At 67.2% G+C, this 14,046-nt stretch carries 9 protein-coding genes and 2 pseudogenes; 1 reads left to right on the top strand and 10 read right to left on the bottom strand.

The genetic code is table 11. The features are described 5' to 3' along the window. The 10 genes and pseudogenes from G3N62_RS30230 to G3N62_RS30185 all read right to left on the bottom strand — a co-directional run. A pseudogene (locus tag G3N62_RS30230) lies at window positions 1-317 on the bottom strand (cytochrome c); the annotation flags it as partial. A 170-nt stretch (window positions 318-487) separates the two neighbouring features. Then, a complete protein-coding gene (locus tag G3N62_RS30225) occupies window positions 488-1,756 on the bottom strand; it encodes a hypothetical protein (protein ID WP_124668984.1) in 1,269 nt (422 codons plus the stop codon). Then, window positions 1,753-3,576 carry a glutamine--fructose-6-phosphate transaminase (isomerizing) gene (gene glmS, locus G3N62_RS30220; RefSeq protein ID WP_124668985.1) on the bottom strand — a complete coding sequence of 608 codons (1,824 nt, stop codon included), beginning with the start codon at window positions 3,574-3,576 and terminating at the stop codon, window positions 1,753-1,755. Before glmS ends, G3N62_RS30225 begins: the two co-directional genes overlap by 4 nt. Before the next feature lie 117 nt (window positions 3,577-3,693). Next, window positions 3,694-4,182: a hypothetical protein gene (locus G3N62_RS30215; protein ID WP_034185946.1), complete on the bottom strand. Its 489-nt coding sequence runs from the start codon at window positions 4,180-4,182 to the stop codon at window positions 3,694-3,696. Beyond that, a complete protein-coding gene (gene pgaC / locus G3N62_RS30210; RefSeq protein ID WP_124668986.1) occupies window positions 4,160-5,431 on the bottom strand; it encodes a poly-beta-1,6-N-acetyl-D-glucosamine synthase in 1,272 nt (423 codons plus the stop codon). The genes G3N62_RS30215 and pgaC overlap by 23 nt, the downstream gene beginning before the upstream one ends. Next, window positions 5,428-7,521 (bottom strand): poly-beta-1,6-N-acetyl-D-glucosamine N-deacetylase PgaB, encoded by a 2,094-nt coding sequence (pgaB, locus tag G3N62_RS30205; RefSeq protein ID WP_124668987.1) that lies wholly within the window; start codon window positions 7,519-7,521, stop codon window positions 5,428-5,430. Before pgaB ends, pgaC begins: the two co-directional genes overlap by 4 nt. A 14-nt stretch (window positions 7,522-7,535) precedes the next feature. Then, window positions 7,536-10,238, bottom strand: coding sequence for a poly-beta-1,6 N-acetyl-D-glucosamine export porin PgaA (gene pgaA / locus G3N62_RS30200; protein WP_124668988.1), 2,703 nt, complete (start codon window positions 10,236-10,238; stop codon window positions 7,536-7,538). Between the two features lie 104 nt (window positions 10,239-10,342). Then, a complete protein-coding gene (locus G3N62_RS30195) occupies window positions 10,343-11,149 on the bottom strand; it encodes a hypothetical protein (RefSeq protein ID WP_124668989.1) in 807 nt (268 codons plus the stop codon). A gap of 63 nt (window positions 11,150-11,212) precedes the next feature. After that, window positions 11,213-11,623 (bottom strand): hypothetical protein, encoded by a 411-nt coding sequence (locus tag G3N62_RS30190; RefSeq protein ID WP_034185951.1) that lies wholly within the window; start codon window positions 11,621-11,623, stop codon window positions 11,213-11,215. 645 nt (window positions 11,624-12,268) lie between these two features. Continuing rightward, window positions 12,269-13,264: a LysR substrate-binding domain-containing protein gene (locus tag G3N62_RS30185; RefSeq protein WP_124668990.1), complete on the bottom strand. Its 996-nt coding sequence runs from the start codon at window positions 13,262-13,264 to the stop codon at window positions 12,269-12,271. Between the two features lie 587 nt (window positions 13,265-13,851). On the opposite strand from G3N62_RS30185, the pseudogene G3N62_RS30180 reads away from it, so the two are divergent. Continuing rightward, window positions 13,852-14,046 (top strand): annotated as a pseudogene (locus tag G3N62_RS30180) (circularly permuted type 2 ATP-grasp protein); the annotation flags it as partial.

The raw sequence follows: 14,046 nt of genomic DNA, 5'->3' as shown, positions 1-14,046 counted from the left end.
TGGGGGCGCACGAGATCCAGCGGCAGTTGCGCGGCGAAGCCGTCGGCCGCGCGCGTTTCGAGCACGCCGTCGGCCGGCAGCGGCGTGTCGCCGAGCAGCGCGGCGAACGGCACCGCGCGGAACGTCATCGGCCGGCCGTACGCGATGTCGCGCGGCACGTGGATGTCCGCCGCATCGGGGCGCGCGAGCAGCGTCTGCCGGGTGAGGGGGCGGGCGGTGCCGTCGGTGTCGAGTTCGAGCGTGGACTGCGCCGACGCGCGTTGTCCGAGCAGGCAAACCGTCAGCAGCACGAGCGAAATCCACTGGCGCTTCAGCATTCGTTCTCCGGGAAAGGACGTTCCGGCGGCAGCAGGAATCGGGCGCCGCGGGCGATGGAAGGAATCGGGCGACAGTCTATCCGCTACGCGCGGCGCTGGCGAATTCCGCTGAGGAAAGGGGCGCGCGAGGCCGGCCCGCGCTGACGACATGACCGAGGGCCGGACTGTCGTCAATGACTCGAGCAACGCGCTGCGTCGTTCGGCATCGACGTGTCGCGCCCGGGTTCGAAATCGGCTTCGCGCGTGCCCGACGGCGTCAGCGACACGAAATGCATGGCCGACCCGCGGGCCGGGAATCCGGCGATGCCGGTCGAGCCCCACGGAATCGGCGAGCGCTGCACGCCGCTCGCGGTAATCGTCGAGGCCCCGAGCGCCAGTGTCAGCAGCCGCCCGTCGCGGGTTGGCACATACGCATGCGTGCCGGCGACCCCGATGCCGGATTCGCGCACCGATGCGGGCAGGCAGTCGAGCGTCGCCGTGCGGCGACCGTCCGGCGCGATCAGCATCGCGATGCCGCGATCGTCGGCCGTCGTCGTGACGACGATGAAGCGGTCGATCTCCGGCACGTAGGCCGACGAGTACACGTAATACCGGATCCTGTCGTTCAGCGTCCCGAGCATGTCGAGCTTCGCCGTGACGGGATCGAACATCGCGTATTCGAGCGTCGCGTCGGTGCTGCCTTCGATGAATTTCTGCCACACGAGCAGCGCGGTGCGCGGCGAGCCCGCGATCACGGGCCACCATTCGCGGCGGTGCGGCGCGACCGCGACGTGGTTCAGCACGTGTCCGGCCGCGTCGTAGGTCTTCAGGTAGACGCCGTTGCCGGAACCGAGATTGTCGACGCCGCCGCCGTCGACCCAGTCGGCGGAATAGAACACGACGAAGCGTTCGCCGACCGTCGCGACATGCCCCGAATGGCCGCCCGACTCGACGTCGTTCGGGTAGGGCTTGACCGGCTTCAGGTCGCGGCGGTAGATGCCGTAGCGCTGGCTGACCTCCTGCGGCGCCTTCCAGCCGTCCTCGAACGTGACGAAGATGTCGCCGCGCGCGTTTTGCGCGATCGATACCGGTTCCTGCGCCTCGGGGCGGCTGATGAACGTGTGAACGTGCAGCAGGCGCGGCTCGCCGGGGCGCCATTCGCCGACGTACACGTCGTGCGGCCAGCTGCCGCCGCGCAACGCGCCACGCGGCTCGATGCCCGAGCTGCTGAAGAACACCCAGCGCTTGCCGTCGCCGGCGTCGGCCACGCCGATGCCGTGCATGAAGCGGCGCGGGTCGCCGGTGGCCTGCGGCGAGGGCGAAGCCTGTACGGTGACCGTGTGAACGACCGGCGCGGCGGCGACGGCGGCCGGCGGCGCCGCGCCGATGCCGCACGCACCGCAAAGCGCGGCCGCGACGCATCGCGCGGCCGCAGGCACCGGGCGCGGGCGCCGTTTCATTCGACGGTCACCGATTTCGCGAGGTTGCGCGGCTTGTCGACGTCGGCGCCGCGCGCGCAGCCGACGTGATACGCGAGCAGTTGCAGCGGGATCACGTTGACGATCGGCGACAGCAGGTCGCCCGACTCGCGCACGCGGATCAGGTGCGTGTCGCGGTCGGCGTCGATTTCGAGCTGACTGCCCGCCAGCACGTAGAGCCGTCCGCCGCGCGCGCGCACCTCCGCCATATTGGACTTCAGCTTCTGGAACAGGCGGTCGTCCGGCGCGATCGTGACGACCGGCATCGCGCTCGTGACGAGCGCGAGCGGGCCGTGCTTCAGCTCGCCGGCCGCATACCCTTCCGCGTGGATGTACGACACTTCCTTGAGCTTCAGCGCGCCTTCCAGCGCGATCGGGAAGTGGATGCCGCGCCCGAGGAACAACGCATTCTCGGTGCGCGCGAACTTCGCGGCCCAACCCATGACCTGCGTTTCGAGCGCAAGCGCATGGCCGATGCGGCCGGACAGCGCGCGCAGCTGCTTCAGGTGCATCGCGACGTGCGCCGCGTCGAGCCGGCCGCGCAGTTGCGCGAGCGTGAGCGTCAGCACGAACAGCGCGACGAGCTGCGTCGTGAACGCTTTCGTCGACGCGACGCCGAGCTCGATGCCGGCCCGCGTGAGGAACCGCAGCGGCGCATTGCGCGCGATCGTGCTGGTCGCGACGTTGCAGATCGCCAGCGACAGTTCCTGGCCCATCGCGCGCGCCTGCTCGATCGCGCCGATCGTGTCGGCCGTTTCGCCGGACTGCGAGATGCCGACCACGAGCGTGCGTGGATCGGCGACCGTGTCGCGGTAGCGGAATTCGCTGGCGATCTCCACCTGCGCGGGAATGCCGGCGATGCTCTCCAGCCAGTATTTCGCGGTCAGTCCGGCGTAGTAGCTGGTGCCGCAACCGAGCAGCAGCACGCTCCTGACGCTCGACAGCCGCGCGCGCGTGCCGTCGGTCGCGTCGAACAGCGCCGGCGAGATCGTGTCGATGCCGTCGAGCGTGCTGTCGATCGCCTTCGGCTGCTCGAAGATCTCCTTCTGCATGAAGTGCTGGTACGGGCCGAGCGCGGCGTCTCCCTCGCGCGCCTTCACCTGGCACAGCGGGCGCCGGGCTTCGTGCCCGCCGGAGTCGACCACGGCGATGCGTTCCGGCGTGATCAGCGCGACGTCGCCGTCCTCCAGGTAGACGAAGCGGTCGGTCAGGTCGCCCAGCGCCGCGCAGTCCGACGCGAGGTAGTTCTGCTCGGCGCCGATGCCGATCACGAGCGGCGAGCCGGCGCGCGCGGCGACGAGGCGCTGCGGCTCGTGCGCACTGAGGACCGCGATCGCATAGGCGCCGTGCAGCCGCTTGACGGCGCGCACGACCGCGTCGAACAGGTCGTCGCGATAGACGCTGTGGATCAGGTGCGCGATCACCTCGGTGTCGGTCTGGCCGCGAAACGTGTAGCCGCGCTCCCGCAGCTCCGCGCGCAGCGCGTCGTGGTTCTCGATGATCCCGTTGTGCACGACCGCGATCGTGTCGCCGGACATGATCGGATGCGCGTTCATTTCCGACGGAGCGCCGTGCGTCGCCCAGCGCGTGTGCGCGATGCAGGTCTGCGCTTCCAGGCCGAGCGTCAGCACGCGTGCCTGCAGGTCCGTCACGCGCCGCAGCGTGCGTTCGCTGCGCAGGCGGCCGTCGTCCTGCACGGCGATGCCGCACGAATCGTAGCCGCGATACTCGAGCCGGCTCAACGCATTGACCAGTTGCGGCACCTGATTGTTCAGGCCGCTTGCTCCGACGATTCCGCACATGATTCACCTCGTCCAGAAGAAGTTGCCGGCCTGCCGGCGATGCATGGCAGCGCGGCGTCTGGAGCGGCGCCGCGCGGCACGGGGGCGTCCGGTGCGCGGCGGCGCGTCTCCGCTGACTTACTCGCGGGGCGGCGGCCCCGCGTGGGCTACCCATTCGATGCCGGAAATCGAACCGTTCGCGTCATGCGACGCGACGAGAATGCGCGTCGTGCGCCGCGCGCCGCGCCGGCGGGCACCGGCCAGCGCGGTGGACGGCACCGAGCGCGCCTTCGCGCTGGCCGAGCGCCGCAGCATCTTCGACACGCGCAGCCGGTGGGCGAGCGGATGCACGACGCGCCCCGCGATCAGCCACGTGACGATCGTGCCCGCGATGAGCGCGATCGAGGTCGCGTAGAACACCATCTGCTCGATCGGCATCTCGGCTTCGTTGAACGGCAGCAGGTAGCGGTACGTATAGATGCAGATCGATGCCCACACGGCTCCGACCAGCGCCGGCCGCACGAGGCGGAACCAGACGACCAGCACGGAGCCGACGACGCGGCCGCGTTCGGTGATCATTTCGCGCGGCGTGCGCAGGGAAAGGTCAATAATCGGCGCGTTTTTCATGTTGAATGCCTCGGTCGGGGCTGACCCATACGGCCCGCTTGCCGCGGCCCCGCAGCACGACGGCCGGCAGGGCGACGACGGTGGTGATCATGCTGATCAGCCAGAAAGCAACGGGATACCAGATGGTGTCCAGGAAATACATCAGGAGTTTTTCGTCATACTGACGATCGATCATGCTGCCGACGATCAGCTGCAGGATGCAGGTCGCGACCAGCAGCATCCCGTGCCAGTGCGGCACGACCGATACGTGCCAGCTCGGCGGCAGCGGGTAGACGAGGTTCAGCAGCGCGAGCAGCAGGATGAACGACATCGAATAGGCCCACGCGATGCCGATCAGGTATTCGACGAACAGCGGCCACATCATCATCTGCGTCGGCCGCGCGAGCGTGCCCGCATATTTCATCAGGACCTGGATGCCGCCTTTCGACCAGCGCAGCCGCTGCCGGTAGAGCCCCTTGAGCGTCTCGGGCATCAGGATCCAGCTCAGCGCATGCGGTTCGTACACGACGCGCCAGTCGCGGCACTGCAGCTTCCAGCTGATGTCGATGTCCTCTGTCAGCATGTCCGAGCTCCAGTAGCCGACGTCGGCGAGCGCGGTCTTGCGGAACATCGTGACGACGCCCGACACCGTGAAGATGCGGCCGTACACCTGCTGCGTGCGCTTGATCAGCCCGACGATCGACGAGAATTCGCCGACCTGCATGCGGCCGAGCAGCGACGTGCGCGTGCGGATGCGCGGGTTGCCGGTCACCGCGCCGACGCCCGGGTCGGTCAGGAAGTGCTCGAGCATCCAGCCGATCGCGTCGTGCGCGAGCAGCGAATCGCCGTCGATGCACAGCAGGTATTCGGCGTTCGACACGGCCGCCGCGGTCGTCAGCCCGACCGCCTTGCCTTCGTTGCGCGCGTGGTGGATCACGAGCAGCCGCGGGATCTCGACGGCCAGCGCGTTGAGGATCTCGCCGGTACGATCCCGGCTGCCGTCGTTGACCGCGATGATGTCGTAGTTCGGATACTGCATCCCGTTCAGGTGGCCGATCACGCTGCGCGCGTTCGCGGCTTCGTTGAAGCAGGGCACGACGATCGAGATCTTCGGGATGCCGCTCGCCGCGATCGTTCGGGTCGACAGCGTGCGGCCTTCTTCCAGCAGGAAGTAGTGCACGACGCCGCCGATCATCCACAGATACGACATGAAGAACGGGTAGTAGAAAACGAAATCCTGCAGGCGCGTGATGAGGCTGTGGGTGGTCATGGCGTCTTCGTCCCCTGCGATTGCTGCATCTGCATCAGCGCGTTGATCGAGGTGGGGTCGAGGCGCGACTTCAGCGACATCACGTCGCGCATCGCGTCGAGTTCCGGCTGGCCGTTCAGGAAGTTGTCCGGGTAGTACCCGAAATTCACGGCGCCCTCGCTGCGCAGCCGCCGCATCTGCGTGAGCAGCGTGCCGGCCGGCACGCCCTTGTGCGCGTGCCAGTCGTACGACTGCAGTTCGAACACGGTACGCTGCAGCCCGCGCTGTTTCGCGCGCACGGCCCGCACGAGCTGGTCCAGCCAGCCCTCGGGGTCCTTTGCCTGCTCCATGTACGGCATCGCCATCAGCGCGACGTAGTCGTAGGCGGCGAGGAAGTCGTCGTAGTTCTGCGCATACCAGGCTTCCGATTCGGGCTTGAGCACCGGCATCGCGAAGAGGTTGCGCGCGGTCAGCACGTCGCCGACGTTCTGGTGGGCCAGCACGATCTGCTCGAGCTGCCGGGTCAGGTCGATCAGGTAGCGCGACTTCTGGCGCGTCCAGCGCTTCATCAGTTCGGGGTTCTCGCGGATCTTGCCGATATCGGCGGGCAGCCCCCACTGCGCATAGATGCGCAGCGCATGCCGGCCCGCGTCCTCGTAGTCGTCGAGCACGGCGTCGTCGCTGAACAGGATGCCGCTGAACGACGCATGCTTGCTGAGATCCTCGTAGATCTGCTGGATCATCAGCCGCGCGTCCGGATCGAACGGGCTCAGCCGGAACACGCGCGTGCCGTTCTCGCGGGCCGGCGCGCCGCCGTGGGCGCTGACGGCCTCGAGCCCGCGCTGCTTGTCGGCCGGCGGCCGGAACGCGAGCACCGGCATCCACGCGTACACCTGCACGTTGGAACGCGTATTGAGCTGCCACGCGGCGCGCGAGAACAGGTCGGCGCGCATCGGCAGGTGCCGGTTCGGGAAATACACCGATTCGGCCACGCCCGTGCCCTTCGGGTCCGCATAGGCCTGCAGGTACACCGATTTCGGCTGCATCCGGTAGATGCGCTCGATCAGCTTGCCGAGATTGGCTTCCTGCCGCGCGGGATCGGGATCGTAGACCTGGTCGAGATCGACCTGCACGATGCGCTCGGGCACGTCGACGTCGCCGCGGTTGGACGCCGGCTCGCGCATCGAGCGCTCGAACCCGCCGATGTCGACGTCGTACATCATCAGGATCCGTCTCAGCCGGTCCAGCGGCACGTCCGGCGTGTTCGGGCCGGCGTCGAGGCTGAACTGGATGTCCATGCCGAGCGACGTCGAGATCTGGCGCACGGGCTGGTTTTCCGCGCCGTACGGCCATACCATCGAGCGCGCGACGACGCCCGTGTGGTCGCGGATCTGCCGTACGCAGGTCTGCAGGTCGTTGTGCACGCGTGCCGCGAATTCGGCGTCGGTTTCATAGCGTTGCTGATCCTGCAGGTACAGGTGCGACGTGGTCGCCGGCAACTCGTTGCCTTGCGGATTCGCGATCGCGCCATGATGGAGGTTGTGGGTATGGCAGCCGAGTTCGACGAGACGGGACTGGCCGACCTGCTTCACTTCGTCCCACGACATGAAGTAGTCGCGCGGTACCTGGATCTTGTCGCTGATGCGGATCGGCGCATCCGGCGGCGCGTCGATCCATGCGGTGACGATGCCCATCACGGCCGGATACTTGAAGCGCTCGAGCAGCGGCAACACTTTCGTGTAGTGGCTGCGGTAGCCGTCGTCGAACGTGAGCAGCACCGCGCGCGGCGGCAGCGGCGTGCCGCCGTGCCGCGACTCCTCGATCTGCTTGACCGTGATGGTGTGGTAGTTGTTGGTCTGCAGCCACGAGAAGATCGCGGTCAGCGTGCCGGTATCGACCGCGAACGGATCGACCATCGCCGACGGCGACGAAAACGACGCCATCAGGTTGTCGCGCACGTCGTGCATGCAGATCACGCGGAACGTCTTGCCGTCGGCCGGATCGGACGGCGGCAGCAGGTCGATCATCTTGGCGTTCGTCACGCCCGGGAACAACGAACAGGCGGCAAACGTGCCGAGGCATCCGCACATGAAGGTCCGTCTGGTGTGCATGAACGCTCTCCTTGCTAGAACGGCAGGTTGACCGACAGGAAGCCGGTTTCGGAGCGCTCGCGCTGGCCGTCGTACGCATGGCTGCTGACTTCGACGCCGTAGGTCAGCGTGATGTCGTGCTTGAACGTCCACGCGTGCTCGAGGCGCGCGCTCCACAGCGGACTGGTGCCGAAGCCGCGCTCGTTGTACACGCCGCCCGACACCGACACGCGTTGCTGCAGCCCCATGTCGCCCTTCTTCCACAGCGTCAGCTGGTGCATGACGGTCGCCGCGGCCGCGTAGTCGCGGCCGGGGCTGAAGTAGGGCGCGTCCTGGCGCGTGTTGCTGTCCGTGCCGAGGTTCAGCGATACGTTGACGAGCTGGGTCGCGGTCGTGTACACGCGCTGCGTGCCGGTCGCGGAAATCTCCTGGTGCAGGTTCGAATCGCTGTAGCGGCTCACGCCGTAGCTCAGCCTGATCTCGCGGCGGTCGTTCTGGCGATACACGACCTCGACGTTCGCCGAGCGGCCCCAGATGTGCGCGGCATAGGCCTTCCACGGCAGCGAGTTGTCGTTGGTGTCGAGCCCGGCGCCGACCGTCCAGTAGTCGTTCAGCGCGTACGCGATCGTTCCGCGGCCGCCGGTCCGGCCGTCCGCGCCGAACGAGCGCGTGACTTCGCCCTGCACGGTGAGCGGGCCGTGCCGGTAGTCGCCGCCGACACCGGTGCGCGTGCGGCTGACGTTGCCGCCGTCGGTTTGCGCATGACCGAAGAACGTGTGCGAGAAGACGCGCCAGTTGTCGCCGAACGGTTGCGAATACACATAACTGTCCGACGTGAAGCTGTTGTCGGCCAGCGCGCTGTTGCCGTGCTCGAAGCTCAGGTCGGTCGTGAACACGGGGCTGCGATAGGCCTTGTAGTCGCGCTTGAAGCCGCGCACGGCGCCGCTATCCGGGAACGTGTCGCCCAGGGTCTGGTCGACGGTCTTCGCGGTCGCGTAGTCGTCCGCCGTGAGCGACGCGCGGCCGAGGCCGGCAAGCATCTCGACGCTGTCCGGGTGATCGGTCAGCGACGCGCGATACATCGAGATCGCCTGGCGCGGGTGCGACTGGCCCGACACCGCGTCGGCGTGCGCGGCACGGATCTCCGCGTTGAACGGCACCTGCTTCTCGAGCTGTTCGAGCGCGGCGATCCCTTCGTCGGCATGGCCCGTGAAGATCAGGTATTGCGCGCGCAGCCGGTAGTAGCGCAGGTAGTCGCCTTCCTCGGGGCCGACGCTGCGCACCTCCTTGACGGGCGGCAGCGACTTGCCCATCTCGTCGAGTACCTGCTTCGCTTGCGCCGCGCGCCCCTGGTCGACGTACGACCAGAACACGCCTTCGCGCAGTTCGATCTCGCGCGTGCGCACGCCGTACTGGAAGCCGCGGGTCGCGCGGTCGGTCGGCGACGCGGACGCCTGCTTCAGCGCGCGCAGGTAGACGACGTTCGCCTTGGCCGGTTCGCTCAGGTACAGGTAGGCGTCGCCGACGGCCGCCAGCGCGTCGATCGAGATTTCCGCGCTGGACGGAATCGTCTCGAACGTCGCGACGGCCGTCTTCATGTCGCCGCGTGCCGCGTAGGCGACCGTACGGTCGCCCGCGAGCGCCGTCCTGACCGGCGTGTACTCCGGCGTGGCCGGCATCCGCTTGTCGAGGTCGTCGGCCGCGCGCAGCGCGCTGTCGAGGCCGTCGAAGCGGTCCGAACTCGTCATCGAACGCGACTTGTCGCGTCCGCCGCGCACTTGCTGGCGAATCGACAGTTCTTCCAGTTGCGCGATGTCGACGGCGGAGAACGCATCGGGCCGGGCTTTCGCTTCGTCGAGCGCCTTGATCGCGCCGCCGCTCGCCGCGAGGCCGAACACGTCGTTGCGTACCGTCGCGGCATCGGCGGTGCGGAGATTCGGCGCCTGCGCATTCGGTGTTTCGACGTCGGGGCCCTGGGATCGCTGGATCGGTTCGCCAGGGAGCTGGGCGCCGGGCGTCGGTGCGTTCGGCGTCTGGGACGGCGGCGGTTGCGAGCCGGGCGTCTGCGGGACGGGGGTGGGGGCGTTCGGCATCGGGGTGCCGGATGCCTGAGCGGTCAGCGTCGGCGTGGTGGCCGGTGAGGCGGTTGTGGTCGGTGCGGCCCGCGGCGGGGCGCCCGACGTGGGCGCGATCGGTGCGGCCGTATTCGCCCGAGCGGTGTCGGATGCCTGCGCAAGCTGCATCGGGGCATGCGACGTTTGCGCGTGCGGTGCCGACGTATTCGGAAACGCGGTGCCGGACGCCTGCGCAAGCCGCATCGGCGCGTGCGACGTCTGCGCGACCGAGGCCTGCGTATCGGCCGATGCCGCGCCAGGCCCCCGGTCAGCCGGCTGCGGCGCGTCCGGGTCCACCACGACCGTGGTCGGCATGGCCGGGTTCGGTGCCTGCGCGATCTGCATCGACGCATCCGATGCCTGTGCGATCGGGGTCGGCGCATGAGGGGGCAGCGTGCCCGAATCCGCGGCGATCTCCATCGACGTCACGCTCGCCTGCCGATCGGGCGCAGGCGCATCCGGCGCGGATCTGGCGATTTCTCTCGCGCCGCCGGATTCCGCGTCGCCTTCGGCGGAGAAGCAGGGGCCGGACGCGACGAGCAGCAACACCAGCGGCGCATGCAGGAGGATCCGCCGGTTGGACGGGGCGACGGTGGTGCATGGTGGTTTCCGAGGGTTGTCCACGGTGTCTCCTCACTCTGAAACGATCACATCGGTTGCACGCCCGACGACGCTCGTCGTCTGCCGTCATCCCCCCGGGCGGCGAGGCCCGGCGGCCTCCGACCGGCTCACAGGCGATTGCGGATCGCTTGTCCCAGCAACGCGCGCGATTCGCTGTTCGTCGGGTCGATCGCGAGTGCGCGGCTCGCGTTTTGCGCCACGCAGTTCCACTCGTCGATCACCGCGCACGAGCGGGCCTTTGCCAGCGCACGTGCGCCTTCAAGCGCCTCGTGCGTGACGCTCGCCGTCTGCATGCGCGCCGCGTCGGTGCCATACGGCGGCGCCTTCGGCGTGAAATCCAGGCGCTTTCGCGTGCCTGCCAGCCTCTCGGCGCGCGGTGCGCGATGTTCGGCAAGCGACCGTACGGCGGCGCGGCCATGGGCCGGCGCGCCGTGCGTATCGGCTGCCAGTGCCGCGGGCGGTGGAGGGTAGGGCTGCCGGTGTAGGGCGGCGGTGCCGGGCCGGACCCGCGACGCGGCTGGCGGTTCGACCGCGAGCGTGACCGGCGGCACGGTCGATACTTCGCGCGGCGTCGATGCGGACGGCGCGGGAGTCGGCCCGGGCCGCGCGAGCGGTGCGGCCTGTCGCGCAATCGTCGATGCAGGCGCGGCCGCGATCGGAGGGACGGATGCGCCGCTCGCGCGGCCGGGCGCGGCCACGATGGATTGGCGGTACTGGCTGACCGCGGCGTCGATCGCGCCGGCGATGTCGTGCGTCACGCTCGCATGGCCGACGGTCTTGTCCCGCTCGGTATACGCGAAGAGGCTGAAGATCGCGGCGAACGCGACGAAGCTGAGCGCCGCGTTTTTTCCAGGACCCCAGGAGGGTTTCGGCGGGCGGGCGGACGAGCCGTCGGGTCGTTCTGCACGAGTCATTCGAAGCTCCTCGATTCGATGCGTTGCGGTGGATGACGCGATCGGGATGGGGTCAGGCGGCGTTCACCATCGCAACTGCGTGGTGAGCGTGCCCGTTTCGACGATCGCGAACTGGGTCGCTCCCTGATAGGTCCCTTCGACCCGGTAGCTGGCGTCCGGCACGCTGAACAGGCAGCGCGATCCCGCGGCGTTGAATTCGACGAGCACGCGGCCATGTCGCCGCAGGCGGACCTGGACGTTGGCGAGCGGTTGTCCGGTGCGGCCGGAAGCAAACGACACGCCCAGGTTGTATGGCCGGCCGTCGGGAGGAAGCGGTGCCGTCCCGTCGATGCGTGCGTCGCCGCAGATATACGAAATCACGTAGCGGCCGGCATCCGGACCGGACGCCGGCGCCTCGGCCATCGCGTTCACGCAGAGCGAGGAAAGGAAGACGCTGAGGAAAGGGCGAGCAGGCAGTCGAAACGAAGAAGACATTGCAACCTCCCGTCCGGAATCAATGGCGAGCATTTATTCCGAGTCAGATTTGGCAGCGTTCTTTTTGCGACACGCTATTGATACACGATGGCTTTTGAATCAACAACCGCGTGTGGCTGGAATGGGACGAAGGGAAATATCCTATTTAAATAGGATAACGATGGATTCGTCTGATTCGTTTAATGCTGAAGAAAGTCGATATTGCCGAATATGATTATTGCTGGTCGGTAGCGATGATCGAGCACGCATTGAGTCACGTCGGAGGTATCGACGTTCGTGCCGAAAAGTAACGACTGATAAAAGGAATTCTTGCGGCTGTGTTCGACGCGAAACAATGAAGGTCAGGATACAGGTCGTGCGTCGTGAAAAGAGGGTGCGACGTTTTTGTTATTTTGGGTTGTTGCAGGTAAATGGAAACTTTTATTTTGTTCTGTAACAGGGTATTTCCGTCCGTAAAATCGGTCTTAATATTCGGACGTAATGCCGTGCCAGTAAAAAATACGATATTGAATGCAAACGTTTGCGTTTCGTCTGATATCGATTGCAGATCGGGCACAGGGAGTTCACGGGCTTCGGCGGGCTTGGCGATTGCTGGCTGGAGAAAGCGCATTCGCACCGTGAACCCGCGCGGCGCGAATGCAGGAATCAGCGGCTGCCGCCGGCGAGTCGCCGTGCGGTGCGCATCGTCGGCGCGGCGGCCTGTTCGGCATCGAGCGCGCCTTCGACCGCCGCGCGCGGCCGGTTCATGATGTAGGTCCACAACTGCTCGGCCGCGAGCCCGCGCTTGCGCGCCGATCGATACAGGCGGATCTCGAGTTCGGTGATCCAGTCTCCCGAGCCCGCGCATACGAGCGTGCCGTCGGCGAGCTCCTTCGCGACGCAGCTTTCCGGCAGCCAGCCGATGCCGTGCCCGGCCACGACCATGCCTTTCAACGCCTCGGACATGTGCGTCTCGAAGCATCGGTGCACCGCATACGGCTCGGTTGCGTTCAGCAGCAGCATCTCGACGATGTTGCCGAGAAACGCCCCCGACGAATACGCGAGCAGCGGGAGCGGGGCATCCGGCGTGCCGGGCAGCTGAAACACCGGCTTGCCGCGCGCGTCGGGCGTCGACACCGGCAGGATTCGTTCGATGCCGAGGCTGACGAACGGGAAGTGGTTCGGATCGAGCACGATCGGCAGCTGCGGATGGTGATAGCCGAGCAGCAGGTCGCATTCGCCTTCGACCAGCTGCTGCACGCCTTCCGGCACGTTGACCGCGTTGACGCGGGCGGTCACGTGGCCGACTTCGCCATGGAGCTGCTTGAGCCATTCGGGGAACAGCGTGAATACGAGCGTATGCGCGACGGCGAACCGCACGACCTGGTCGCTGGCCGCGAACTGGTCATAGCCGTTCACGAGATTGCGCGCCGCATACATGCTGCGCAGGATGTCCGCGGCAAGCCCGCGAAACATCTGGCCGGCCGGCGTCAACGCAACCGGATTGATGCTCCGGTCGACCAGCTTCGCGTCCATCCACGTTTCGAGGGCGGCGATTCGTCTGCTGAATGCCGATTGCGTCAGGTGCCGATGACGTGCGGCCCGGGAAAAGCTCTTGGTATCCGCCAGGCTCAGGAAATCTTCCAGCCACTTTGCTTCCATTTCGATCTTCGCTTTTTATAGTCGGGCGCCTGAAAGGCGACAGCATCGCTGCGCCGCGCCAGTTTTCTAGCGTACCGCGCCTCGCGGGGGCGGTCCGATGTTTTTTTTCGATCGGTGTCAGTCGAAATATGCATGAGCGTTGTCGGCGGGATTACGGCTACATAGCGTTGAGGTGCCGGACCCGGCTAACCGGATAGTTCACCGCGTCGAACGCCCGGCGTGCCGCAGACGGTACTTCCCCAGGGTCGGTTGCGCCGTGTGCGTGCCGGCCCGCCTCCCTTGCCGCGATCCGGTGCCCGGTCGCGCCATTTTTTTGTGCAGTGCAGATTGCACATTCGTGACACGCGGGGGAACTATGTTTGCAGGACGCGGCGCAGCATCGGCCGTGCGCGCTCGCGGCGCATGCGGGCGCACGCCGCGCCGGGTGATGCACCGTTATGGTGCGCGATGCCGTGCGGGCGTGCCCGGCGCGGCGCAAAAACGGGGGGATATCGGGGGGTAGCGCAAGGCACGTTCCTTGCAAAGCATTCATTACGCCGGTCCGGCATGCGCAATGCCGGGGAAAACGATCGATGGAGAAAAGATCGATGAAGCCATTCGATGAAATGCTGCAATCCGGCGACATGGTAAGGGCGCCCTACGCGCGCCTGAAGCAATGGCTCGACACGCAGAATCCCGCGAGCCTCGCCCAGAAAGCCCACGACGCGGAAGGCGTGTTCCGCAAGACGGGCATCACGTTCGCCGTCTACGGCGACGCGGAGGCCGCCGAGCGGCTGATTCCG

Origin of the sequence: Burkholderia sp. Tr-20355 (genome assembly GCF_017104685.1) — a bacterium.
In the GTDB taxonomy this organism is placed as follows: domain Bacteria; phylum Pseudomonadota; class Gammaproteobacteria; order Burkholderiales; family Burkholderiaceae; genus Burkholderia; species Burkholderia seminalis.
This window is presented reverse-complemented; position numbering and strand designations above follow the sequence as displayed.